This is a genomic window from Yersinia alsatica (assembly GCF_025133195.1).
In the GTDB taxonomy this organism is placed as follows: domain Bacteria; phylum Pseudomonadota; class Gammaproteobacteria; order Enterobacterales; family Enterobacteriaceae; genus Yersinia; species Yersinia alsatica.
Genome location: NZ_CP104006.1, coordinates 1980168 through 2006490, shown reverse-complemented (window position 1 = coordinate 2006490; position 26323 = coordinate 1980168). Strand labels below are relative to the sequence as shown.

The following is a 26323-nucleotide window of genomic DNA, read 5'->3' as shown; positions in this document are numbered from 1 at the left end:
GCCGACCGGTCAAACCGTCGGCAAATAACTAAAGTGAACACGGCTTTTCGAAATCAGCCCGTGACCATGCTGGCAAAAATAGTCAACCGCACCACAAGCCTTCAGAACTTGCAGTGGTTTGCCGCAGTCCGGGCAATCGGCCTGCTGTTGATAGTTGCCATGGCAGTGAGAGCAATGGAAGTGATCACTTACTAGCACCATTGCCTGCTGACAAACCGGACATAACGCATCCATAATTTCTCTCCTGAATGTTCGGAAAAACTTACATCACACCCAATGAACGTAAGAAGTAAATTCCTAATGCCGTAGTGAAAAATGAACCGACGGTGGTGATAGCAATAATATTGGCAGCCAGTACTGCATTGCCCCCCATCGCGCGAGTCATAACATAGCTACCCGCTGCGGTTGGTGTGGCGGAGAACAGGAAAACAATGCCTAAGGTTGCGCCACGGAATCCCATCAGTAAACCACCCAAGGTCATTAAAATAGGCACCACGAATAGTTTTGCTGTTGATGATAATGCCGCCACATTAGAAGAGCGGAACATAGCATGCCAATCAAGACTCGCTCCGGTGCAGAGCAATGCCAGCGGAAGTGCCAAGGCTGATATATAACTACCTGTATGTACAATCACCTGGGGAATAGGTAAGTAAGTTCGCGCATAAACTACACCACAGAGTAGACCAATAATCAGTGGGTTAGTGACGATACTGCGCAACAGTGCCAATTTGCTGATTTTCCCACCCTGCCCAGTTTGCAAACTGCGGGTCAGAGTTATCACCGACAACATATTGAACAATAGCACCGTGACCGTCAGGTACATCGACCCCAGAGCTACCCCTTCATCGCCATAGGCGGTCATGGCAAATGCCAGCCCCATAATCGCCGTGTTAGCCCTAAAACCCCCCTGCACGAACACGCCGCGCTCTCGAGGGTCTTTTACCAGCCACTTAGCCGCCACCTCGAGCAATAAAAAGGTGACTAAGGTGCCAACTGCCCCATAAATAGCCAGCGGCAAGTTATCCATCAGATTGACGTGATTGGTGGCGACACTGAAAAACAGCAGGCAGGGCAACGCCAGATTAAAAACTAACTTGGTCGCGCCATCACAAAAGCGGTCATCCATCAGACCAAAGCGCCGTAGCAGCACGCCGAGTAACATCATCAATAAGCTGGGCACGGTGACACTAAACGCAAAACTCCAGGTTTCCCAAGACATGGCTGACGTTCAACTCCTTTTGTTTAGCTTTATATTGGTGGCTAAAAATGCAAAAAGCGCGGGATGCCCGCGCTTTGCTGCTATTACTTAGCTTTTTTCAAGTGCGACATCAAACGTTTACGTTTACGCATCTGATTTGGCGTCAAGGTATTGCGCTTACCTGCAAATGGGTTCTCACCCTCTTTAAACTGAATGCGGATGGGTGTACCCATTACTTTCAGTGAACGGCGGAAGTAATTCATCAGGTAGCGTTTATAAGAGTCTGACAAATCAGTCACCTGATTACCGTGGATAACCACGATAGGCGGGTTATAACCACCGGCATGAGCATATTTCAGCTTCACACGACGACCACGAACCAAAGGAGGCTGATGATCTTCTTCTGCCATTTGCATAATACGGGTCAGTAAGGAAGTACCCACTCGCTTAGTCGAGCAGTCATAAGCTTCCTGTATGGATTCAAACAGGTTACCGACACCACTACCATGCAAGGCAGAAATGAAGTGAATACGGGCAAAATCCACAAAACCAAGGCGCAGGTCTAGCATATCTTTAACCTGTGCACGGGCTTCTTCGGTCATGCCATCCCATTTGTTAACTGCAATAACAAGTGAGCGCCCACTATTAAGGATGAAGCCCAATAGAGACAAATCTTGATCCGAAATACCATCACGGGCATCAATAACCAACAACACCACGTTGGAGTCTTCAATTGCCTGTAAGGTTTTAATCACTGAGAATTTTTCAACGGCTTCAGTGATTTTGCCGCGCTTACGCACACCCGCAGTATCAATCAGAATATATTCACGTTCATCGCGGGTCATTGGAATATAAATGCTGTCACGCGTGGTGCCCGGCATGTCATAAACCACCACACGATCTTCACCAAGGATACGGTTAGTTAGTGTGGACTTACCTACGTTAGGACGCCCGACGATAGCCAACTTAATTGGCAGACTCAGCGGGTCAAAGTCATCCTCTTCGTCTTCAGGAATGCTGTCATCGGTTTCTTCCTGTGCCGCCCAATAGGCAGCATTGGCTTCTTCTTCTGTCAGCTCGACTTCTGGCTCTTCGGCATCCATGTAGGGTGCCATGACATCTTCAATCAGTTGAGTCACACCACGGCCATGGGAAGCCGCAATAGCATGAACTTCACCCAAGCCTAGTGAATAGAAATCGGCTGTAGCAGTATCAGGGTCAATACCATCAGTTTTGTTGGCCACCAGAAAAGTCGCTTTCTCGCGACTACGCAGATGTTGGGCAATGCCCTGATCCGCAGGCATCAGCCCGGCACGCGCATCTACCATAAACAGCACGATATCGGCTTCTTCAATCGCCAGTAACGATTGACCAGCCATTTTAGTTTCTACACCATCTTCTGTGCCATCAATACCACCAGTATCGATAACAATAAACTCATGACCCTCGACCTCGGCACGACCATATTTACGGTCACGCGTTAGCCCGGGAAAATCCGCAACTAACGCATCTCGGGTATGCGTTAAGCGGTTAAATAGTGTGGATTTACCCACATTCGGGCGCCCGACCAGCGCGATGACAGGTATCATTGTTGAAGCCTCATTACTTAATTTTCAAATCATTACAGCGCTGTACCGAACCTTCAACAGCGCAGTTTTTAGAAGACAAACGGCCCCTGAATCTCAGGAGCCGCTTTAAACCCTTGTTCCTGAAATTGCAGCGGTGTTAGCGACCATTCACCCAAATCACTGACCGGAGTCAACTCATCGGGATTATGAGCCTCATCAGAGGCCCACTTTTCGGGCCAGCGCAAACGCTGTTCAAATCGGTTTACAACCCATTTGTCATTCGTTTACTACCTTGCTGCAACTCCAACAACGTTAAGTATTATTAGTCTATTAACGGGTGAACGCGTATACCGTGCCGCCTCTTGCTTGAACCAGTAGTTTATCACTTGCAATCACTGGCGCACTCAGGAAGCCGGAGCTATCGACGCTCTGTTGAGCAACAAAACGGCCATCATCGGTATTCACCCAGTGCAGATAACCTTCGGCATCACCTACAACCAGATAACCATTATACATCACTGGAGCAGTCAAGTTACGATGTAATAAATCGCTTTGACTCCAAAGGGTTATCCCGCCATCAGTCTTCAATGCGACAATACGGTCATTCTGATCGACCAGATAAATGCGGCCACCGTCGACAATGATGTCATTGACTGACCCCATTTCACGTTTCCACAGAATCTGACCAGAGCGCAGATCCAATGCTGTCAGGTTGCCGTTGTATGCCAAGGCATAAACAACACCGTCAACCACCACTGGCGTAGTATCGACGTCATTCAGACGGTCGATTTCAGTAGTACCGGTCACTTGGGAAATACGTTGCTGCCAGATCAACTGGCCCTGCTCCATCATCACCGCACTGACACGACCATTGTCGCCGCCGACAATCGCAGCACCGAATGCTACCGCTGGAGCAGATTCGCCACGCAGAGACAAGGCTGGAGTATCCAGATTCAATGTCCACTTGATAGCACCGTCAGATTCATTCAGCGCTTGTAGCATGCCATTTGAGGTGTGGATCAACACCACGCCATCACTGACCACTGGGCGTGATAATGCTTCACCCGCTACTACGGTTTGCCATGCAACCTGACCATCGTCAGAATTCAGCGCATAAACAACCGCTTTCTCGCTGCCGACATACACATGCGCACCTGAAGCTGTTACGCCGCCAGATAACATTGCAGAACGGTTGCTAGTGAGGAAGTTAGTTTTCTCAGACAGATCGGTTTGCCAAATTTGCTTACCGGTATCCGCGTCCATGGCTTTCACCAGACCTTTACGATCGGCAGCAAAGACAGTTGTTCCCTGCCAGGCTGGGCGCAGATGGGAGTAATAGTCACCCACGCCGCCACCGACTGAGGTGCTCCACACTTTAGTCGGTGTGAATTGGTTTTCAACTTTTGGCAGTGGCGACATGGTAACCACATCTTCTTCACTGTTGAACAGTGAACAACCACTCAATAGGGCAACAGATACCAGTCCTACTAAGAGTGTTTTACGCAATTGCATGGGAATACCCCTTAGCTGGACAAATTATTCAATTTCATGCGCAGCAAGGCTTGCAGCGCCTGAGAAGCATTTGATTCGACGCCTTTACTGTAAGCTGCTCGTGCACCTGCGGTGTCACCTTTGCTTAATAATGCATCGCCACGAACATCTTGAGCCATCGCCGTCCAACCATCGCCTTGCACTGCATCCAGCGTTTTCAATGCTTCATCTGGTTTTTTCAATTGCAGTTGCAAACGGGCAAGACGCAGATTAATCAGCGACAGTAGATTTTCATCATTGGTCTGGCCTAACGCTTGAGTGAGTTGCTGTGCCGCTTTATCGAACTCGTTTTGCTCAACAAAATGGTGAGCCAGTTCCAACCCGGCCAGTACGCCGTAGTTATTTTTATTGCCCTGAACAAATTTTTCAGCGAGAGCAACACCATCAGCGCTATTGGCTGACAAAGCATCACTGGCTTGCTGATAGGCAGAGGAGGCTTCCGTCATGGCACTATTCTGATGACTCTGCCAGTAACGCCAACCCACTAATGCACCAATCCCGAGCACCACACCCACGGCCAGCGCTTTACCATTTTCGCTAAAGAAACGGCGCACTGCATCAACCTGGTCATTTTCAGTGGTATAGACTTCCACGGTGTCTCTCTCCTTAACCCAACATCAAAGCCAGACGCGCAGCAACATCAGCTTGCGCCAGCGTTTCTTGTTCACCATTCCGCAAATCTTTTACCACCACTTTCTGTGCCGCGACTTCGCTTTCGCCAAGCATTAAAGCAACACGAGCGCCCCACTTGTCAGCGCGCGTAAATTGCTTTTTAACATTACCACCGCCGTAATTGGTCATTAACTTCAGCGTTGGCATGGCATCGCGCAGATGTTCGGCCAGTAGCATGGCAGCACTTTGCGTATTTTCACCGGACGAAATGACATATGCATCGACCGTCGCAGGTACCTGGAAGTCAGGATTAACAGCCTGCACCAACAGAACCAGACGTTCAAGCCCCATGGCAAAACCAACCGCAGGGGTTGCGCGACCACCAAGCTGTTCAACCAAGCCGTCATAACGCCCACCGGCACAGACTGTACCTTGCGCGCCCAAACTGCTGGTAACCCACTCAAATACGGTGCGGTTGTAATAATCCAAGCCGCGAACTAAACGTTCATTAACGGTATATGGGATACCGGCCTTGTCTAAAAGTTCACACAAGCCCGCAAAATGCTGTTTTGACTCTTCATCCAGGTAATCAGATAGCTTAGGCGCATCATTAAGCAACAGCTGAACATCCGGGTTCTTGGAATCCAGCACTCGCAATGGGTTGCTGTACATGCGGCGCTTACAATCTTCGTCCAGCACCTCAACATGTTGTTCCAGGAAAGTCACCAGCGCTTCACGGTAATCCGCGCGGGCCTCCAAAGATCCAATGGAGTTCAGTTCAAGTTGCACATGCTCTGAAATCCCCAAAGCTCGCCACCAACGAGCGCTCAGCAAAATCAATTCGGCATCAATATCCGGCCCTTGCAGACCGAAAACTTCCGCGCCCAACTGATGAAACTGGCGGTAGCGGCCTTTCTGTGGGCGCTCATAGCGGAACATTGGGCCAACGTACCACAGACGCTGTTCCTGATTGTACAGCAGACCATGTTCAATACCGGCACGCACGCACCCTGCGGTACCTTCCGGACGCAGTGTCAGACTCTCGCCATTGCGATCGTCAAAGGTATACATCTCTTTCTCAACCACGTCGGTAACTTCACCGATAGCGCGCTTGAATAACGGGGTCTGCTCTACAATCGGCATGCGGATTTCGCTATAGCCGTAACCTGCCAGCACTTGTTTCAAGATGCTTTCAATACGCTGCCATATCGCCGTATCGGCTGGCAGGTAGTCGTTCATACCACGGATGGCTTGAATGTTCTTTGCCACGTCTGTTCTCTGTAGTTTTATGCCCTATCGACTTGATATTGCAGCACAGTGCGCAACAACACCAAGGACATTGGGTATAGTGCAAAAAATAAAGCCGATTATAGAGGTTTGCCGCCCACATATTCAATGGCGACAATGTATTACCTCTACAGGCGTAATATAAAGCGGGCCATGCCCGCTTTTTTCATTCTGGCCGACAAAATTACACCAGCAATGCTTATTTATCATCCAGTTGATTGATAACTATTCGGTTTTTTGCATCAAGCATTGATGCTTTTGCACGAATTTTAGCTTCTAACTGGTCAATCATGGCTTTGTTATCAAAACGTTCTTTTTGACGAACACCGTCTTCGTAGAAACCACTCTGATTGCGCGCGCCAGTCACACCAATGGTCGAAACCAGTGCTTCACCCGGCCCATTAACGACACAACCGATGATAGAAACATCCATTGGCGTAATCAGATCTTCTAACCGCTGCTCCAACGCATTCACCGTGCCAATAACATCAAACTCTTGGCGGGAACAGGTTGGACAAGCAATGAAGTTAATCCCACGCGCACGAATTCGCAGAGATTTAAGGATATCAAAACCGACTTTAACTTCTTCTACAGGGTCCGCCGCCAGCGAGATACGCAAAGTATCGCCAATACCCTCTGACAACAATAAGCCCAAACCGATAGCCGATTTGACTGAACCACTGCGCGCACCACCTGCTTCAGTGATCCCTAAGTGCAAAGGGTTATTAATTTGCTTAGCTAGCAAACGGTAGGAGTTTACCGCCAGGAAAACATCGGAGGCTTTAACACTGACTTTAAACTGATCGAAATTAAGACGATCAAGGATATCGACATGGCGCATCGCGGATTCAAGCAGGGCTTCCGGCGTAGGTTCGCCATATTTTTCCTGAATATCTTTTTCCAGCGAACCGCCATTGATACCAATACGGATAGGAATATTGTGGTCACGAGCGCTGGCAACCACTTCACGAATACGAGATTCGTTACCAATGTTACCAGGGTTAATACGCAAGCAATCAACACCGTACTCCGCGACTTTCAGGGCAATACGGTAGTCAAAGTGAATATCGGCAACCAGCGGAACATTTGACTGCTGTTTAATCAACTTAAATGCCTCAGCCGCATCCATGGTCGGTACTGAGACGCGCACGATATCCACGCCCACACGTTCCAATGCCTTAATCTGGGCAACAGTCGCATCAACATCAGTGGTTTTGGTGTTGGTCATCGATTGCACAGCAATCGGCGCACCATCACCAATGGGCACTTTACCGACGTAAATCCGAGTAGATTTACGTCGGATAATTGGGGATTCGTTATGCATTACACACTCTCCTTTACAGTCGTGTAGTTTTCGCAACGAAGCAGTCTTTCAAAACTACAGTAAAGGTAGTTTGTTCGAACCACTGAGTTGTTTGTCAAAAACACAATATTACTCTACACCGACAGTCAGGCGGGCTACGCGATTAGCCTTAATAAACTTACTCAGATCTACTGGATTCCCCTGATAGGTAATCGTTAATGCACCTGGTGCACCAATGGTCAGCTTATAAGGAGCTTTACCCGATAGATTGAGGGTCGCGCCCCCTTTTTGGATACCGCTAAATAATGTCTTTCCGCTCGCATCAACGACCTGTAACCAACAATCAGCCGTAAAGTTCATCACTAATGAACCCACAGATGATGCAGCACCATTTACCCCAGCGTCTGCTGTAGGTAAAGGTGATTGCGCGGTAGAAACCTCAGGCAAAGGTGCCTGACTAGGGGAAACAACCGCAGACTCCGCTGGAGTTGTTCCTTGAGGGGTTGTTGTAGCGACCGGGTTATTTGCCGCATCCACCGGAGCTGCATTGCTTGTCGCAGGTGCAGTTCCGTTTGCTGTTGGAGTAGAAGGCTGGTTATTCGCGACCGGAGCCTGAGCATCCATAGAGGCTCCAGAATCGCTATTATCATCAGCCAGCGGCACTGGTTGCCCGCCATTTTGCGACAGTTGAGCAGAGGATTGATCAGCCATAGTGACTATTTCTGCTTGCTGCGCCTGATGATTTTGCCACCACCATGCCCCTGTCAGACCGAGCACAACCAACACAATTAGCCAGGTGAAACTCATCAACCAGCCATCACGTTTTTTATGCTTTTTGCCCAATGAGAAACTTTGCATTGGGGCAACTTTTGCTGCTCTGATTGGAGCCTGCTTTGCCAGCATGGGTAACAGTTCATCTTCTGGAAGGTGAACCAATTTGGCGTAAGAACGAATGTAACCACGATGGAATGTTGAGGCGAGATTAGCTTGTGCTTTATCCTCCTCAATATCACGGATTGTGGATACTTTCAGACACAGACGTTCGGCAACCATCTGCTGAGTGAGCCCGAGTGCTTCACGGGCTTGACGCAGGCGCACACCTGTCGTCTCTGGAACAGTTTGATCTTGGGAGGCTTCAGTATTCATTAGCTAGAAAATGCTGGTACTGTTTGGATTGTGGAAAACTTCGCGCAAGCTGCTTGCCATAGCGTTGTACGCTATCTTGACGGCCCGCTAGCGCGGCGAAACGAATTTGTAACCATAAACTTTCAGCACTGGCTGGAAGTACATGTTGATAAACATCCAGTAAAAGTTGCGCCTGAGCGCGATTCCCTTCTCCAAAATGCCGTTGAGCTTCTGCAAGCAGCGGCTCACCTTTGTCCGGATCATACTTCAATGCCCGACTCAAGAGTACTCGAGCCTGGTCATTTTGATTCGCCCGCAAAAAGCAATATCCAGCGTTTTCCAGACTATCTGCAACCTGACCGTAATCAGGCGACAGCACCGCTGCGCTAAACTGTTGTTGGGCCGGTACATACTGCCCTAAACTACACAGAAACGCACCGTAATTATTCATTACCGTGCCATTTCCAGGTGCCAGTTTCATTGCTTGTTGATAGCGCTGCTCTGCTGCTGCGTTTTCACCAATGCGTTGCTCATAAAAAGCCATGCCCAATTGAGCGCGATAATCCTGTGGATCCGCCGCTACAGCCTTCTCAAGATTCTGCCGCGCAGCATTAAGATCACCTTGCGCCAGATATTCTAAACCCAGTTGTAAACGTGTCTGCCCTGCCGCGGGTTGGCTCGTTTTTTCCGGCGATGAGCCGGAGCAGCCAGCTAATACCGTTGCTATCAGGCAAACTCTCCACAGTCTTGTCAGCTTCATGCTTTCTCAATTGTCCTTATGATGAAGATAAGTACCTAAATCAGGCACTCATGTTATTCCCATTACCGACTTTTGAATAACCTTTTTAGCATCGATTATCTAACAAATTATAAGTTTAATAACAATTAGTTATACACAAACAGCTGGCATTAAGCATCAGACTGTTTTAATAGCGATAGGTTCACCCGCCATTTTCTTTTTCAAGGTTCGCTTGGTACGGTCAATTACTTCACCGGCCAATTGGCCACATGCCGCATCGATATCATCGCCACGAGTCTTGCGAACTATGGTAGTAAAACCGTATTCCATCAATACCTTAGAGAAACGATCCACCCGGCTGTTTGAGCTACGGCCGTAAGGTGCGCCCGGGAACGGGTTCCATGGAATCAAGTTAATCTTACATGGCGTGTCTTTCAAACATTCAGCCAGTTGATGAGCTTGTTCGGTGCTGTCATTGATGTGATCCAGCATAACGTATTCAACCGTAACGCGCCCGCCATTGGCGTTGGATTTCGCCAAATAGCGACGAACCGCCGCCAGGAAGGTTTCGATATTGTATTTACGGTTAATTGGCACAATTTCATCGCGGATATCATCTGTCGGAGCATGCAGCGAAATAGCCAGCGCAACGTCAATCATATCACCCAGTTTATCCAGCGCCGGAACTACCCCGGAAGTGGATAACGTCACGCGGCGTTTGGATAAACCGAAGCCGAAATCATCCATCATGATATCCATCGCGGGTACCACGTTATTCAGGTTCAGCAATGGTTCGCCCATCCCCATCATCACCACGTTAGTAATAGGTCGGGTGCCGGTTGATTTTAGTGAGCCGATAATTTTCGCCGCCCGCCAAACCTGACCGATAATTTCAGAAACGCGCAGGTTGCGGTTAAAACCTTGCTGGGCGGTTGAACAGAATTTGCATTCCAATGCACAACCTACCTGAGAGGATACGCATAAGGTAGCGCGGTCACCTTCAGGGATATACACCGTCTCGACTTGCTGGTCGCCAACTTTGATGGCCCATTTAATGGTGCCATCGGTTGAGCGCTGTTCTTGCGCCACTTCAGGCGCGCGGATTTCTGCTACCCGCTGTAGCTTGGCGCGCAACCCTTTATTAATGTCGGTCATTTGCTCGAAATCATCGTAGCAATAGTGATACATCCACTTCATGACCTGGTCTGCACGGAAAGGCTTCTCGCCCATCTCGGCAAAAAATTCGCGCATTTGCTGACGATTTAAATCAAGCAGATTGATTTTGCTGCTGACGGGTGCAGTGGTTTCAACCGCGTTGTCAGACAGAGGGGTAGCATCAATCGGCATTGATGCAGTTAATAATTGTTCAGACATGAGTTGTCGTGGCCTCGTTGTTACACTTTACGGCGCTGCGCTTTAAACCGGGTACGGCTTTCGAAACGGCGATGAATAAATAATAGAACGCCCCGGGAGAGATGTCTCCACCGGGGCGCGGCATTGTACGAATTTTAAAGCATGGATTCCATGATTGGAAAGCTGCCCGGTCAACTTTATTGTTTCAGTTGATTAAATAGCAGCCATTCTTACATTGAATCAATTAATTAGCTGCGTGGAAAAATTTCATCCGCGGCGAAGAAATAAGCAATTTCACGTTGAGCTGATTCAACAGCGTCAGAACCGTGTACCGCGTTAGCGGTGAAGCTATCAGCAAAATCAGCACGTAATGTACCCGCCAGTGCGTTATCTGGGTTAGTGGCGCCCATGATATCGCGGTGACGTTGAACTGCATTTTCGCCTTCCAGAACCTGAACCATAATTGGGCCAGAAGTCATAAATTCAACCAAACCATCGAAGAATGGACGACCTTTATGTTCTGCGTAAAAACCTTCAGCTTGCTCTTTGGTCAGGTGCAGCATTTTAGCAGCAATAATTTTGAAGCCAGCACTTTCAAAACGCGCATAAATGGCACCGATGTCGTTATTGGCAACAGCATTTGGTTTGATAATGGAGAAAGTACGTTCTAAAGCCATGATAACCTCTATTAGGTATTTAATATTGACCGGACTCGGAACCCGCCCCGATAAGCATCATCAATAAACACTTACGTTTGGCTGGCGGACGGTTCCTTTACTACAAAATTATGCCGACCCTGTACAGTGGCCGCTGATTATATGTGGGTGTTTGGCACTTGCATACGGGAATTACAACATTTCATTAAAAAATATTTATCTTAATTGCTTATTTTTATGCACAACTCACATTTCACATAAAAATCAGTTTGCTGCACTGAGATTGCGGCAAAATGGATAGATATCGAGTCAAAGCTCATTGATAAATTTAAAACCCACTTTCTTTTTCACAATGGCAGATGGTTTACTAATCACATCAGAGACCAAAGATCGTTTGCCTTTTTTACTCAGGTGGTCAGCCAAAGCTCTGATTGCTGCCGTCCCTGCGCCTCTAATCCCGCCCTCCACTTCTGGGCGCAAAACGTAATCGGGATTAGTCAATGAACCAGCAATGCCAGTATCTGATTCATTAATATCCATCGCCATCGTGATACTGACTATTTGTCCCGCAAGGCGAACAACAATATAGATATAATCATCACGGCTGGTTCTTAACCAACTTTGAGCAACATCACTCACTAAACGCGCGGCCTCAATAACAGTATCATCGGTCGCGGCGTTATTATCAGCAATAGCCTGATCATTTGCTTCAATCTCATAAGCAGTAGTCGTAGGATTATCGCCACTTTCATTTGGCGCAATGGTCATTAATGACCGAGCCTTAGCCTGATGATAGGTACGTCGCCACTTATTAATCACAGGTAGAATAGTTTGCCGCGCGGCTAATGTGTCGTCAGCTAAACCGCTAATGACTTCGGTCTCAAAGTGTAATTCAGTGTCTTCCATCCACTGCCCTTCACGGCGAATGCGCGGTATTGTCTCAATAAATTGGAAATTTTGCAGTGCCAATTCATAACGCCCCATCGGTAATTCTTGTGCAATAAGTGGCGGATGGACTTCTGTCTCTGGATCATGATGTTGCAAATAATCCGCATAACTCAGTTGTGAAAAATCAAATGCCGTTTTTACATTAATCAAATTACTATTATTTTCAGCCAAGTGTTTCTGGACATTTTCTACTAGACGCCTTTCGACTTCACTATTCGAGGCACCCTGCCCGGTGTTGCCTTCTTTAATAATATGTTCAATGACCTGACCAAAATGGTTAGCATTCCAATAGGCTACACTGCCGCCAAAGAGCAGAGTGAAATCAGTCAAAATATTTAATGTCCATTCAACACAACCGGATGTCAGATCGCGGCGTAAGCGCAGGTGAGGAAGTAATTGTTCCTTGAGAGAAACATTACAGGCTAATGCTGTTGCCGGCACCGTTAGTGCCTCTCCGCTCATATCGGTATTAATATGGGTTAATGCACCTTCAACTTTAGAAGAGAAGCCTACCGAGGGTGTGTCAAACTCAATGGGGTCATTAACCTTTATTTTTGGATACGGTTTTGCTGAACCGGATATTTGTAATATTTTATCGTCATTATTATCAAAAAAATCATGAACATTATTTACAAATCTGTCTACCTGATTGCACTTGCCCTGAATAACATAGTTATAAATACTCATGATAGGCATAAGCCAACAGGCGGCAGTTCCCATTGCTCCCCGTTTTGATCGAGTAAATTTCTTCTCTGCCGTTAATACTATTTTATTAATAACCAGTAAGTTACTTTCATTAAAACTATTGACCCTGAGATTTAAATTACTCAAGCCAAAATCAAATAGAGAGCCAACTATGGGTGAAATATATAAAGGTTTACTTCCTACAGATTCAATAAATTGAATTTCAGAATATCCACCATTAAACCTAAGTAGAAATGATAATGTATCACTCCTTTTATCCAATTCAAAAACAAAACTATTCTCTTTAGCACTTTTATGAACAAACAATATCATCTTATCTACGATTTTAATAATTATATCATTAAAAAAATCAAGCGAATAATTATCATGCCCACTAAAGTTAAAACTAACTAATGCTTCTTTATTTCTAATTCTATCGTCTAACCAATAGGGTCCAAAACCATACCCTAATGGAATGGATAATATTCCTTTGACAACACAATATTGATCACAAATGAACATTTCTTGTTGATCAACCTTAATGCTAGTTATCTCCCTGCTCATGCCAATTTTCTCTAATTCATCAAGTGAGAAATAATTCATTAGAACAAAACGTGTGCCGGTATATTCATCATCCTTGTAAATTGTAACCTGAGTATCGTCTGGTATTGATATAGAGCTAATCCTATCATTAAGGGGGTTCACAATACGATACGGCCTACCAGGATTAATATTCTGATAAAGGTCGATACTTTCATTACCTGATAAACAAAATGATTCGCCAGAAAATCCATCAAACTCATAAAAACAAGCGGCACTTCTGACTCTAAAAGAGCTAATTTCATCATTCAAATTTGCCCATTTCAGTAAAAGCAATGAATCAACATTATCTTTAAAAGTCAGTGTTTGTCCTGAGAAATTTACATCTTTAGAAACTGAAACCACCATACCATAAGGAATTTTAATAGATGATATGTTGTCATTCCATTTAGGTGGAAGGACATTAACAGCATTACCCTCTGTCGTGCAGAGTGCCTCCCCTTGATAATTTTCATCAATAAAAAAACAGACTTTTGGCTGACTAGAGTACACATTAGAACTCAATATTAAAATAAACAGAATGAGTAATAAAAAAGATTGATACTTTATCATACCCCCTCCAAACTTATTATTTTCATTATTAGAATTAATGGCGTGAAATTTCACAAATACACATTATCGCAATGGAGGATTAATTATTAATATATTTTTTATTATGAAAATATTATATTAAGAAGAGATATAAAGAATGGGTTGTTACTTGTAATTAGTTCAAGTGAGGTATTCTAGTCCAGCCGAAAGACCAAATTGCTGACCTGACCACTTTCATCCAATACATTAAGCTGATAACTGCCGGGCAGAGATAAAGTCTGTACCCATGATTGATTATTTTCAGTTATTGCAACTTGCTCCCCATTGAGGAACCACCAGTGTTGCCCTCGCCCCCCCTGCACCGCCAGACGAAGGTCAAGATGTTGCTGGCCCGGCAAACGTTTCACTACCGCGCCGTTGCGTATCCCCAAAATCAGCAATGGGGCCACATCAACACCCCCTTGTGGTGGGCATTCACGGCTAGCAGTGGGTAGCCGTTGGCTGCGGCGCTCAGCTATCGGTAGCCAAGGTTCGAGTGGCAATGGCCATAATGTTAGTTGCTGCGGTAGCGCATCGGGGCAATCGGCGGCAACCCGGTGCCCCTGCGAATCCAGCCAAATACTGAGCTGGCTCCCCTGAATATTTTCCTGCCCAGGTGCAGCCAATGTCGGTGGAAGTGTGCCATCAAGCACCCAACTTTGACGCCGCTGTCGGCAATTAGTGTCGCCGATGGCCAGTGGTTGGCCGCCGGGCCAACAAATTTCTTCCCGGCTGACGGACGAGGGCCGAGGATCAACAGGCAATCGACGACCATTTTGCTGTAAAGCTGTCATCAACACATTGTTGACCTGATTGAGAATCGGTATCGCAGTGGCATAACCAAATTGACCCGCAACCGGTGTACCATCTGGCCGCCCAACCCACACGCCAATGGTATAGCGAGCATTAATGCCAATAGCCCAAGCATCACGATATCCATAGCTGGTACCGGTTTTCCATGCCAACGGCACAGTGGCAGGTAAAATATCATCCGGTAATGGCCGGGCCTCCCCTGCCATGATGCGCCGGGTAATCCATGCCGCTCCTGCGGAGAATAAGCGCCGCTCCTGCACTTGCTGTTGTGGTTCAAAGCGCAATGTAGCCGCCATTCCTCCGCGCGCAAAAGCACTGTACGCCGCAACTAACTGATCCAGTCGCGAACCGGTACCGCCAAGGATCACGGCTAAACTCGGCTCACTGTGTAGAGGAAAACGTAAATTCAGGCCGCCATTGCGCAAATTGGCGGTAAAGCGCTTTGGCCCATAGGCTTCCAGTAGCTGCACCGCAGGGAGATTCAGTGAACGTACCAGCGCCTCACTGGCACTCACTGGGCCATGAAATCCAGTGTCAAAGTTACCAGGGCGGTAATCGCCAAAGCGGCGCGGCACATCTTGCAGCAGTGATTCAGCATGAATCAGACCATCATCCAATGCCATAGCATAGAGAAATGGCTTCAGTGTCGATCCCGGCGAGCGCCAGGCACTGACCATATCCACATGACCAAAGCGGCTGTCGTCCTGAAAATCGACCGAGCCGAGGTAAGCACGTACATTCATGCTGGTGTGGTCCACCACCAGCAATCCTAGCGACGTTTTCTCTGGTAGCTGATGACGCCACCCCGCAGCCATCTCTTCTAACTGCCGCTGTAACCCGGCATCCAAAGTCGTCTGAATCACTTCCCGTTGATTGCCACTGGTTAAGCGCCGAGCCAGTAATGGCGCTAATTGCGGCACCTGACGCGGTGCGAGCCAGATATCTTCTTGTTTGATATCAGCCACCTGCTGCGCTGACCACACCTGATAGTCAGCCAGCCGAGTTAACACTTTATCGCGGGCCGCTTTGGCGCGCAGTGGATAGCGATCTGGCCGTAACCGGCTTGGAGCTTGCGGTAACGCAGCCAATAGTGCCGCTTCTGCCGGGGTCAGTTGCGAGGGAGGCTTGCCCAGATAAGTCCAACTGGCAGCACCAATTCCTTGCAATGTGCCGCCAAAAGGGGCGCGATTCAGATAAATTTCGAGGATTTGGTCTTTGGAAAAGTGCCACTCCAACTGAGCGGTTCGCCAGACTTGGCGCAACTTACCCAACAACGTGCGGGGATGAGGATCGATCAGGCGGGCAACTTGCATTGATAGCGTACTGCCGCCAGAAAGAATCTTACCGGCACGTAAATCCTGCCCGGCAGCGCGGATCAGTGACAGCGGGTTCACTCCCGGGTGCCGGTAAAACCAGCGATCTTCGAAGGTTAACAAGGCTTGCAGGTAATAGGGCGAAACATCGTGCAAGGAGACCGGATAACGCCACACCCCGTCCGCATCGGCAAAGCGCCATAATGGTGTGCCATCTTCCGCCACCACCACCCGAGCCACCTGAGCCTCGGTCAAAGGTAGCGGCCAAAGTCTATCCGCCAGCCACAAAGCAGCCGGAAAGAGCACAACAATCAGCACCAGCGCCCAAATTTTGCGTCTTTTTTGCATCGATGGTATTCACCTCCCCCTTACAGTAGCTTACTGCCAGCCATAAAGGGGAGTGAGTGTTTACTTAGAAACTTCAAGCTGCGGCACGGTACTTCCCAGCGCCCGCCAATCCGGGACATACATGGATTCGACCTGCGGAGCCGGTACTTGATAAATGCCCGGTGTCACCGCGCGTGCCAGATAGAGCAAGGTTGTGTGGCGGTATGGGTCAACATTGACGGCCGCCACATAGCGATCATCACGGAACTCCTGATGCTTGATATCTGACTGCTGCATATCCTGCAATAACTCCGTCACACTGTTGGCGCTCTCCCCCAGACTGGCGCTGCTGTCACCCAAATTCTGGTTTTCCAGCTCCAAACCGGCTGGCAATAAATCCACCACCAGAGCATCCGGTACGCGCTTATCAGCCCAGACATCTAAGTACACCAGAACCAACTCCCCGCTTTTCAGATTTGATAAATTCAGCGGCTTCCCATCAAGCCCAATATAGCTGCGGCTGATATGCAAATTATTGCTAAATGGCGCTGGCGTTTGCAGTGGGTATCCCACCACATCCAAACGGCTATACAGGGCGACATCGCCGCGATTTTGTAATTGCATCCCGCCCGCCAGCTGTTGAGCTGACCAGTTTTGATTAAGCGCCGCATTCTGAGTCAATGTCGGACTCTCTGCAATCGGCTCCGCCTGTGGCGAAATCGCTACCTGCCACGGTGTTTCAGCCCCATTCATCAGGGTGCGCCCAGCCAGGAACAGTGCGTTACTCTCTTGGGTAGATAGGTAGTTACGGCCCACCAGCGCATTAGATAATTCCAACAGGCGAGTGTCACGCACTTGCGGCAACAGGTTATTGTCGGTCAGCAGTGCCAAAATCAGCGCGTCATCACGCAGCGAGCTGCCGTAATCTTCCAACCAATAATCTTTGTCACTGCGCGGGGTGTTCAGCCCTTGAGTAATGGCTGCTTTAGCCCTTGGCATATCCCCCATCAATTTCAGCGCCACGCCAAGTTGCACCAACGGCAAGCCGGAGCGCGCATCATTGCTGCGGGTATACAATTGACGTAATGCTCCCAAGGATGCCTGCTGCTGTTGCGCCAGCACCAAACCGGCATAAGCTTGCACCGCAAAGCGGGTGTGGTTGCTCTGTTCACTGTAACGAATTTGTACCTGACTCGGGTCTTGCAAATAGCGCTGCAACCGATTATTGGCGGCGCTTAACGCGGCCACTGGCACGCTGTACCCTTGCTGGCTGGCACGATAGAGGAAATCAGTGGCATAGGCTGTCAGCCAGAACTCTTCCGGGCTGTCATTACTCCACAAGCCAAAACCGCCGTTATGACGCTGCATACTGAGCAGATGCTCAATCCCGACATCAATGCTTTTACGTCGTTTTTCATCGCTATCCGCTTTGATACCCAGTGCGGTCAGTTGCGCATTATTGCTGTACAAAGATGGATAAAGCCCGCTCACTGTTTGTTCCAGACAGCCATAAGGATAGGCATATAATTCAGTGATATAACGAGCCAGATTCAGCGGTGGGCGGCTGGTGATTAACAGCTGCCCTTGCAGAGTTTCAGGGGCTAGCCCGTCAATTGCCTCTGCCGGTAGGCTCCAGCTATCGCCACTGTGCAGCACATTAGCAAAATGGCGGGTCTGAGCTGGGTAAGCCGGACGAACGCCAATTTTCCAATGATGCTGATAATCTGCCAATTTTTCATCCGGCAAGACCATACCAGTGATGGTCAGCCCAATATCGCCCTGACCAAAACCATTCAAGGCCCGCACCGGAATCAGCACGGTTTTGCGCTCACCCGTTGCCAGAGTGACAGCCTGAGTTTGCGCGCCCGTTAATGCCAATAAGTTGCTGGCTGCCCAGTTGAGTGACAGCGTTTGTGGTTGACCGGACAAATTGCTCAAGTCCAATGCCAGCTCGGTGCTATCTCCGCCCGCCAGAAAACGCGGGGTAGCCAGTTGGGCAATCAGCGGAGCCGCGACCACCACTTTTGACTCCGCTTTGCCGAAGTCTTCATCACTCCAGGCTTGTGCCATCAAGCGCAATTCACCATTAAAGTCAGGAATGGCGAGCTCAACAACCCCCTCCCCCTGTGCATTTAAGGTGACTGGCTGGGCTTGCTGCGCCACGATAGTGACCTCGGTAATGGGCTTTTTACCCCCACGAGACAGCGCATCTTCGTCATCGCCATCACCACCAAAACGCAAGCTTGCCAAACGCCCTTGCCCTTCAATCAATTGCCCGTAAACATCATATTGATCGGCACTGTAGCGCTTGCGACCAAAGAAAGCGTCGTAAGGATCGGGAGTGGTGTAATCCGTGATATTCAGAATCCCGCTATCGACGGCTGACAGCAACACTTGCACGTTTTGCGGTAACGGCGCGCCGGTGCGGCTGGCTTTCACTTTTACCGTTAAAGTTTGATTAGGGCGAATGCGGTCAGGTGCTGCCAATTCCAGCGCCAGTTTGCGGGTTTCATCAACCAGAGGCAGATGCAGCAAACCAATGGCGCGTTTTGGCGTGGCCTGCTGCGATTTATCACCAGGGCGAATCACTGTCGCGCTGAGATATAAATCATGGCGATTCCAATCCGCGTTAATCGGCACCTCAACCTCAGTGCCCCCCGCCGGGATGCTCACTTCCTGCCACCACAATGGGCCATCACTGGACTCCACCAGCAAATAACCATTACCGGCAGTGGGTGCCTCAATGTGTAATTTCACTTTTTCGCCCGGCCGATAAGCCGGTTTATCCAGTGTCAGTTTGACCTGATCAGGGCGAACCGCACCACTACCCGCCGTATTATCCTGCCAGCTATAACCGGCCCAGAAGCGGGAGCTACTGACCAGTGAGTTATCTGGATTGCTCACCTCAATGCGGTAAGCACCCCACTCGACCGGGAAGCTGACTTTGGCGCTGCCATTAGCAGGAATATCCACTGACTGCTCGGCCAGTGTCAGATCTTTTTTGTCAAACAGCGACTGCCAGCCGTCACTTTCCGACCACTGCCAGTAATAGTCGCGACGCTCACGAACCAGCTTCACTTTTAAGCCATTAGCCGCCAGTTTTTCACCCTCAGCATTGGCATAAACAATGTCAAAATCAGCCTGGGTATCTTGATCGACCATGGCCTGTGATTTATAGCTATCGCTACGATAATCATAGACTTGCTGCTTGTTGAACAGCGGGCGAATGCCAGCCAGTGCCTCGGCTGGCCATAATGCCTGCTCAGCACGGCGCGTAACAGGCCGCCCGCCGGACTCCAACAAACTGGCCTGTAAAATCAGTTTCAGTGGCGATTTTGCCTCCTGCCAACTGTTATCGACGGCGATCTCCGCCTGCCCGTCGCTGTCTAGCGTGGTATCAAACTCATCCAAAGTGCGCGACAGATTTTCTTCATTAATTGAACCGAATTCAAAGCCAGGGAGAGTTGCCACCGCTTCGCGCAACGGCCGCAGGAATAGTTGGCCTTGCAGGCGATTGCCAGCAGCTGGAGCGCCATATAAATAGCGGCCGGTGACCGCAAAGCTGGCTTCGCTGTTGGTGGCTATCGGCTCTTTGCTGGCGGTGATGTCCAATGCCATGCGCTCTGGCAGGAAATCTTCTACTTTGAATTTGTATAAGCGCGGTTGGTTGTCGCCCAGATCCATGCGCAGTGACCACTCACCGGTAGGGCCGCTTTCAGGAATGGCATATTGGTATTGATACAGACCCTCTTGTGGCTGCCAGACAAAGCTGCGCACCACCTGATTGTCAGGTTTGAGGATATCCACTTTGACCGGTTGGCTGGCGAGTGTTTTACCATCGGCATCACGCAGTAAGCCATTAACAATTAACGTCTCGCCGGGGCGATACAGATCACGCGGACCAAACACAAAGAATTGCTTCTGGAAACCTTCTGGCCCGGCAATATCAAACTCAGCCAGATCCAGCGCCGGTAAATTAAGGTCGATCAGGCTGGTCTGCCCGTTTTGCGAAGCTAGCAGCAATTTCGCTTTGCTGTTTTTTTCCAACTGCGCATGACCCTGCCCGTCGGTTTCGGTCTGGACCAGCACCTGGCCTTTTTCATCCAGCAATTGCAGTGTGACACCTTTTAAAGCCGCGCCACCGGCTAGTGCCTGAGCAAACACATCCATACGGTTATGGTAGCTGTGCAACGAAACGCCAATATCACTCAGGGTAAATAAGGTCGCAGCATTGGTGTAATTGTAACGCCCAGCTTGTTGCATTACTGCCAGATAGACCCCGGACTCTTGCAACGGCTTGATATCCGCTAACGGAAGTAACAGCTTTTCGCGGGTATTGGCCGCGGGATTGAGGTCAAAACGGCCAGTATAGACTAAATCGGCCATTTTCAGAAGGTCGTCCGATTCCCAGTTTGACAGCGCACTGCGGTACTGCCAATTAGCGAGAAAGCTCGCCAGACTGCTCGGTTTAATGCGGAAAAAGTTAACGTCAACACTAGCCACATTGACCGCCATCACTGGCAAGCCCTGTGCCAACTTGCCCGGCAATAAAGAGCCTTTGCTGGCAAAACCGACACTCGGTTTGATATCGCGGGTGGTGATTTGTTGTTGCTGTTGCTTGCCAAGTTGAGCACCACCGATGCCTTTCAACTGGCTATCGACAGTGAGTAGCAATTTACGCTCGGGTTTAAGGTGGCGTAAGCGCAACTCCATCATGTTATCTGACAGCTCCCAAGCGCCGTCAATTTTACCGCTGACGGTATCAACCAGATGTACCACAGAGGAGAAGTCTTGCTTGGGGTCCAGCGGTTGCGAGAAGGTCAGCACCATGGCACTGGCACCATCAAGCTGTAATTCAGAGGCATCCAGCAAAGTGAGTGGCTGACCGGCATGGTGTTTTGCCAACTCAGCCAATGCGGCAGCATCATGGGTTTTATTGCTCGTGGTTTTACTGACGGGCTCACTGGTTCGTGTGCTGGCCGGAGCAGATGGCGCGGCAACGTCCTTATTTTTGCTGCTGTCATCACAGGCAGCCAATAACAATACTGCACTGATAAAGAGAGCCATTTGGCCCCTTTTCATTTTCGACATTAACCGCTGCAAACCATTGTGATTCATATCTTGCTCCCTGGTTGATGGCAAGATTATAGCATTCGTCTGAAGGGGAATATAGAGAGCGACTCATTGGGAATATTCTCATCAAGAAAACAATTACCGCTTGGTTAAAAACAACACTAAAAACATGCCAAGTCATATTTAATATTTTTTTAAAAAGTTTAATTTAATTATTCAGAAAACAAACAAAATAGAATTAAATAAAAATAATTACAATAAAAACAACAACATAAAAAGCCAAATGAATATATAAAATAAAGTAAAAATCAAATTAATATAAAAGTTAAAACTTAATATTTTAATAAATAGCACCCTGCCAATAACTTCATTATATTTCACGAAAAATATCTCACTATTAATTACCTCACGGATTTATTTCGTGGATTTTATCTATAAATAGGGTTTATAAAACAATGAATCACCGCAACACATTAAATACGCGTTTATTACCACTCTCGATTCTTATCTCCTCACTGGTTTCTGGTGGCGCAATGGCTGCTACCGCAGTGCCAACAAGTGATTCTCAGCGCGTCGCGAATGGCGGTAGTTTTCTAATAACTACTGACGCTCTGACCACTAATAGTAAGAGCAAACCTGATAGCATGCTGGAATCGATGTTCCCTGCTGATATGAAGATTACCCCAGAAATGCTGACTCAAGTTCAGCAACAGTTTGATGAACAGAAAAAGACGTCCGACGAAGAAATTGCAAAGCTGACGAAGGAAGTGGGTGCAGCACAGGATCCTGCCGATAAAGCGTTAAAAGAAACAGAGTTAGCCAAATTTGAAAAAATTGCGCAAAGCGAAAATGAGCTGTTTGAAGCTACGATTGCCTATGCGAAGGACAAAACCCAAGGTAATTTGGATAAACTTAGTGAAAAATTAAAGGATAAAATCACTAATGATATCAATTCACTTCCTATATCGGGTCAATTCACTGCTAAAGAAATTGAGTCACTGGTAGAGGCTACCCTAGCCAACGATGACTCAACGCTATCGCCAGAAATTACCCAAAAAGTTGAGAGCATCAAGCAGCAGCAACAAGCTGAATTAAGTGCACTCGACAAGTTCCAAGCTTTTGTCACTCAAAACGTACTCAGCCCTGAGCAAGCAGAAAAGCTGCAACAGAATGTTAAAGATAAGTATCAGAAAATTAATGCAGAGGCCATCGCTAAACTGGCTAATGAGCAAGCACAAGCCGCAGATGAAAAAGCCAAAAAAATTAAGACTGAATCTGCAGCTGAATTAGGTAAGCTGACGCAAAAAGAGACCGAAGCTAAAAAAGCAAAAGATGGGGCTAACAATGCATTAACCGCCCTTGCTGGCGAAGATGATACTGCGATTAAACTTGTGGATAAGAGTTGGGCTGCTAATGATAAAGATATCGAAACAAAGCTAAATGACGCGCTCAACGATCCACTCAAAAAAAACCAAGCTGAAGCTGCCATAAAAGCGATAGAAGAAGCTAAAGAAGCTGCCGAATTAGTGACCAAGACTACAGACGCACACCAAGCAGCCGAAAAAGCCACTCAAGCACAACAAAAGGTATTTAATCTGGCAGATGCGGCCCAGAACATAACTAACACTGCACTGCAAGATAGAACTAAAGAATTTGATAGTGCTAAAGATGCCGTTGCTCAGCTAAACACATTGTCTGATGCAACTGTTGATACTCCCGCTTTTGAGCAAACTATTGCCTCAGGAGAAAAGCAAACTGTTGATACTGATGCTGTTGCCATAGATACCAACGTCGCTGGTGGTGAACAAAATGTGGCGGAGAAAGGCACTATCATTAACAGTGTTATTACTGAAGATGGCAACGTAAATCTGGCGGTCGGTGCTTTGGCTTATGGCACTGTCATCACCAAAGGTACCCTAAACAATAACGGCGGTACTGATACCGATACTGTTGTGGATGCTGATGCTGTACTAGCTCTGAAAGGGGAAAAAACAGGTAGCGGTAAAACAGAAATCATCAACATCGCTAAATCCGTCAATGCACAAGTTGCTGAAGGCGGTAAAGCAACTGTTGGTGAATATGCAGAAATTCATAACCTGCGCAGTGAAAAAGGTATTGTAGAACTGCAAGACGGCGCTAAGGCCTTTAACACCTGGATTGATGGCGGCAAGTTCACTATCGCTAAAGGTGCAGTAGCAGATAATACCACTCTGCTTGATACCAAACTGGATTTGGTTGAAGGCGCGACTGCTGATAATACTCTGGTCGGACTACGTAGCCATTTCACACTTAAAAACAAAGCTAAAACTACCGGCACCCATGTAGACAACGATGGGAAGTTTACCCTTGAGGATGGCTCAGAAGCTGAACTGACCAACATTACCGATGGCACTATGACGGTTAATGACGGTGCCATTGCCAAAGAGACTACATTAGCAAATGAGCATGCAGAACTAATCCTTGAGTCAGGAGCTAAAGCTGAAGCCACCAAAGTACACGATAAGGCGGTATTCACCATCAACAAGGGTGCCGAAGCCCTAAACACCGAGTTGCGTTTTACTGATCTAGAGCTAGTCGCTGGCGCTAAGGCCGATGGCACAAAATTGCATGAGAGTTCCAAGTTTACCCTGCAAAACGGCGCTGAAACACAAGATACCTACATTGGTAGTGACAGTACTTTCACTGTTAATGCTGGTGCAAAAGCCACCAACACCACCCTAGCCCGTGACAGCAGTACCTTCGTATTGGAAGGCATCGCAGATAACACCATCATTGATGGCGGTGCATTTGGTGTTCAGGCCGGTGCTACTGCCACTAATACCACTCTTAATATGGGTGACTTCAAGCTGGCTAAAGATGCCACCGCTGAGAACACTACGGTGAATGGCGGCAAATTTACCCTGGCAAATGACGCTGTAGCCTCCGGCACCATCATTGATGGCGGTGTATTTGATGTTCAAGCAGGTGCAGTTGCCAACGACACTCAGGTGAAAAAAGGTAAATTTAACCTGATGGCACGCGCTCAGGCGCATAAATTGGTAGTTGAAAACGGTGATGCATTGATTGCTGGCAAATTAACTGGCAATACCGTCCTGAATGGCGGCGCAACCACATTCGCCAAAACAGCCGTTGTCAGCGGTAAAATTGATGCCACTAAGAATAGTTTCATCGCAGTACATGACGGTGCAAACACCCAAGATGTCGACCTTAATTTAGCTGGCAACATGGTGTTGGTTAGCCAGGCACAAGCTGCTGCCAACTTTGCACGTTCTGCCCGCGCGGTTAGCAATAACCAGCCAGCACAGTTTGCCTTTAAAGATGTGAAGCTGAGTGGCGGTAACATTGATATGAGCAAGTCTAATGCTCAGTTAACCATGAAATCACTGGCAGGTAAGGGTGGCTTTAATTTAGGTTCAGCACTGAATAACCATGCTGGTGCGCCACTAAACGTCATTGGCAATGCTGATGGTGATTTCGATATTCAGATTGATAGCTCCGGTGTTGCACCAACTAATCTGAATGTAATGAATGTCAAAGGGAAGAATAGTTCTAACTTGAGACTGGCTAATGGGCCGGTAGATCTGGGTAACTATCAGCATAATCTGGTCAGTGATGGCAACGGTGGCTTTAAGTTGGTTGCTGATAAAACTGCACTGACACCAAGTAGTGCCGGTGCTTTGGCAATAGCAAATACCACACCAGTTATCTTTGATGCCGAATTAAGTTCAATTCACAACCGCCTTGATGCACAACGTTCTACGGGCAATGAAAGTGGTGTTTGGGCTAATTACCTGAACAACAACTATCAGGTTAAAGGCACTGCCGCTAATTTCGACCAGAAGTTGAACGGCGTAACCATAGGTGGCGATAAAGCCATTGATTTGGGTGAGGCGACCTTGAGCCTTGGTGGTTTCGCCAGCCACAGTAGCTCAAACATTAAATCTGACTACCAGAGCAGCGGCAGTGTAGAAAGTAACTCTTTGGGTGCTTATGCTCAATATTTGGCAAACAGTGGTTACTACTTTAATACTGTGCTGAAAACCAACCAGTTTAAACAGAACCTTAGCGTCATTTCGAAAGGCAACAATGCGAGCGGTGCCACTAACTTCTCTGGCCTGGGTCTGGCAGTAAAAGCCGGTAAACATATCACTGTTGATGCCATGTATGTTTCTCCTTATGTTGGCCTGAGCAACTTCACCTCTGGCAAAGCTAAGCAGCAACTGTCTAACGGCATGGTAATTGAGAATCAGGGTTCAAGTACCACCACGGGGACTCTCGGGGTGAATACCGGTTATCGCTTTGTGCTGAATAACGGCGTCTCAATCGCTCCATATGGCGCATTATCTTATGCTCATGACCTTAGCGCACGTAACGACGTGATGATTAATAAAGAGAAATTTGATAACAGCCAGAAAGGTTCACGCACTAACGCAGGTGTGGGTATCAATGTAAACCTGACGCGCAACCTGTCAGTCAACTCTGAAGTGATGTTATCGAAAGGCAAAAAAGTTGAGACTCCAATAACCATCAATCTGGGTGTTGCTTACACTTTCTAAGTCACGCGCTAAGTTATTCATGTAGCAATGATAATGTTGTGCAATAC

16 protein-coding genes are annotated in these 26323 nt (G+C 47.9%); 1 reads left to right on the top strand and 15 read right to left on the bottom strand.

Going from position 1 to position 26323, the window contains the following annotated elements; all coding sequences use genetic code 11:
• Positions 1-9: 9 nt before the first annotated feature.
• The 15 genes from N0H69_RS08865 to N0H69_RS08795 form a co-directional block, all read right to left on the bottom strand.
• On the bottom strand, positions 10-234 hold the full coding sequence (locus N0H69_RS08865; RefSeq protein WP_050108005.1) for a zinc ribbon domain-containing protein: 225 nt from the start codon (positions 232-234) through the stop codon (positions 10-12).
• Positions 235-262: 28 nt separating this feature from the next.
• Complete coding sequence (locus tag N0H69_RS08860) at positions 263-1219, bottom strand: AEC family transporter (protein ID WP_050108007.1); 957 nt, start codon at positions 1217-1219, stop codon at positions 263-265.
• An 83-nt stretch (positions 1220-1302) separates the two neighbouring features.
• Entirely contained in the window at positions 1303-2787 is a 1485-nt protein-coding gene (gene der / locus N0H69_RS08855) for a ribosome biogenesis GTPase Der (RefSeq protein WP_050135102.1), read from the bottom strand.
• A gap of 68 nt (positions 2788-2855) precedes the next feature.
• Positions 2856-3011: a hypothetical protein gene (locus N0H69_RS08850; protein ID WP_155411083.1), complete on the bottom strand. Its 156-nt coding sequence runs from the start codon at positions 3009-3011 to the stop codon at positions 2856-2858.
• Between the two features lie 85 nt (positions 3012-3096).
• Entirely contained in the window at positions 3097-4278 is a 1182-nt protein-coding gene (gene bamB, locus N0H69_RS08845) for an outer membrane protein assembly factor BamB (RefSeq protein WP_050108010.1), read from the bottom strand.
• 11 nt (positions 4279-4289) lie between these two features.
• Positions 4290-4910 (bottom strand): YfgM family protein, encoded by a 621-nt coding sequence (locus tag N0H69_RS08840; protein WP_050135100.1) that lies wholly within the window; start codon positions 4908-4910, stop codon positions 4290-4292.
• Positions 4911-4923: 13 nt separating this feature from the next.
• Positions 4924-6198: a histidine--tRNA ligase gene (hisS, locus tag N0H69_RS08835; RefSeq protein WP_050122949.1), complete on the bottom strand. Its 1275-nt coding sequence runs from the start codon at positions 6196-6198 to the stop codon at positions 4924-4926.
• A 217-nt stretch (positions 6199-6415) separates the two neighbouring features.
• Positions 6416-7540 carry a flavodoxin-dependent (E)-4-hydroxy-3-methylbut-2-enyl-diphosphate synthase gene (gene ispG / locus N0H69_RS08830; protein WP_050108017.1) on the bottom strand — a complete coding sequence of 375 codons (1125 nt, stop codon included), beginning with the start codon at positions 7538-7540 and terminating at the stop codon, positions 6416-6418.
• Between the two features lie 108 nt (positions 7541-7648).
• Positions 7649-8665, bottom strand: coding sequence for a cytoskeleton protein RodZ (gene rodZ, locus N0H69_RS08825; RefSeq protein WP_050108018.1), 1017 nt, complete (start codon positions 8663-8665; stop codon positions 7649-7651).
• Positions 8655-9404, bottom strand: a complete 750-nt coding sequence (gene pilW / locus N0H69_RS08820) for a type IV pilus biogenesis/stability protein PilW (protein ID WP_050135098.1) — start codon at positions 9402-9404, stop codon at positions 8655-8657. Before pilW ends, rodZ begins: the two co-directional genes overlap by 11 nt.
• A 156-nt stretch (positions 9405-9560) precedes the next feature.
• Positions 9561-10730, bottom strand: a complete 1170-nt coding sequence (rlmN, locus tag N0H69_RS08815) for a dual-specificity RNA methyltransferase RlmN (protein WP_253272118.1) — start codon at positions 10728-10730, stop codon at positions 9561-9563.
• Positions 10731-10984: 254 nt separating this feature from the next.
• A complete protein-coding gene (ndk, locus tag N0H69_RS08810) occupies positions 10985-11413 on the bottom strand; it encodes a nucleoside-diphosphate kinase (protein WP_004707890.1) in 429 nt (142 codons plus the stop codon).
• A gap of 288 nt (positions 11414-11701) precedes the next feature.
• A complete protein-coding gene (locus tag N0H69_RS08805) occupies positions 11702-14176 on the bottom strand; it encodes a GNAT family N-acetyltransferase (protein WP_072077621.1) in 2475 nt (824 codons plus the stop codon).
• A 173-nt stretch (positions 14177-14349) separates the two neighbouring features.
• Entirely contained in the window at positions 14350-16668 is a 2319-nt protein-coding gene (gene pbpC / locus N0H69_RS08800; RefSeq protein ID WP_050151798.1) for a peptidoglycan glycosyltransferase PbpC, read from the bottom strand.
• Between the two features lie 60 nt (positions 16669-16728).
• Positions 16729-21765 carry an alpha-2-macroglobulin family protein gene (locus tag N0H69_RS08795; protein ID WP_050151797.1) on the bottom strand — a complete coding sequence of 1679 codons (5037 nt, stop codon included), beginning with the start codon at positions 21763-21765 and terminating at the stop codon, positions 16729-16731.
• 410 nt (positions 21766-22175) lie between these two features.
• Here N0H69_RS08795 and N0H69_RS08790 point away from each other — a divergent pair, with 410 nt between their 5' ends.
• Positions 22176-26276 (top strand): autotransporter outer membrane beta-barrel domain-containing protein, encoded by a 4101-nt coding sequence (locus N0H69_RS08790; protein ID WP_050151796.1) that lies wholly within the window; start codon positions 22176-22178, stop codon positions 26274-26276.
• Positions 26277-26323: the final 47 nt, after the last annotated feature.

Bases quoted from the DNA above. Each gene is read 5' to 3' on its own strand.
- rlmN (WP_253272118.1), bottom strand. From the start codon at position 10,730: ATGCCGATTGATGCTACCCCTCTGTCTGACAACGCGGTTGAAACCACT.
- N0H69_RS08795 (WP_050151797.1), bottom strand. From the start codon at position 21,765: ATGAATCACAATGGTTTGCAGCGGTTAATGTCGAAAATGAAAAGGGGC.
- rodZ (WP_050108018.1), bottom strand. From the start codon at position 8,665: ATGAATACTGAAGCCTCCCAAGATCAAACTGTTCCAGAGACGACAGGT.
- pbpC (WP_050151798.1), bottom strand. From the start codon at position 16,668: ATGCAAAAAAGACGCAAAATTTGGGCGCTGGTGCTGATTGTTGTGCTC.
- ispG (WP_050108017.1), bottom strand. From the start codon at position 7,540: ATGCATAACGAATCCCCAATTATCCGACGTAAATCTACTCGGATTTAC.
- N0H69_RS08865 (WP_050108005.1), bottom strand. From the start codon at position 234: ATGGATGCGTTATGTCCGGTTTGTCAGCAGGCAATGGTGCTAGTAAGT.
- N0H69_RS08805 (WP_072077621.1), bottom strand. From the start codon at position 14,176: ATGATAAAGTATCAATCTTTTTTATTACTCATTCTGTTTATTTTAATA.
- pilW (WP_050135098.1), bottom strand. From the start codon at position 9,404: ATGAAGCTGACAAGACTGTGGAGAGTTTGCCTGATAGCAACGGTATTA.
- der (WP_050135102.1), bottom strand. From the start codon at position 2,787: ATGATACCTGTCATCGCGCTGGTCGGGCGCCCGAATGTGGGTAAATCC.
- N0H69_RS08790 (WP_050151796.1), top strand. From the start codon at position 22,176: ATGAATCACCGCAACACATTAAATACGCGTTTATTACCACTCTCGATT.
- bamB (WP_050108010.1), bottom strand. From the start codon at position 4,278: ATGCAATTGCGTAAAACACTCTTAGTAGGACTGGTATCTGTTGCCCTA.
- N0H69_RS08860 (WP_050108007.1), bottom strand. From the start codon at position 1,219: ATGTCTTGGGAAACCTGGAGTTTTGCGTTTAGTGTCACCGTGCCCAGC.
- ndk (WP_004707890.1), bottom strand. From the start codon at position 11,413: ATGGCTTTAGAACGTACTTTCTCCATTATCAAACCAAATGCTGTTGCC.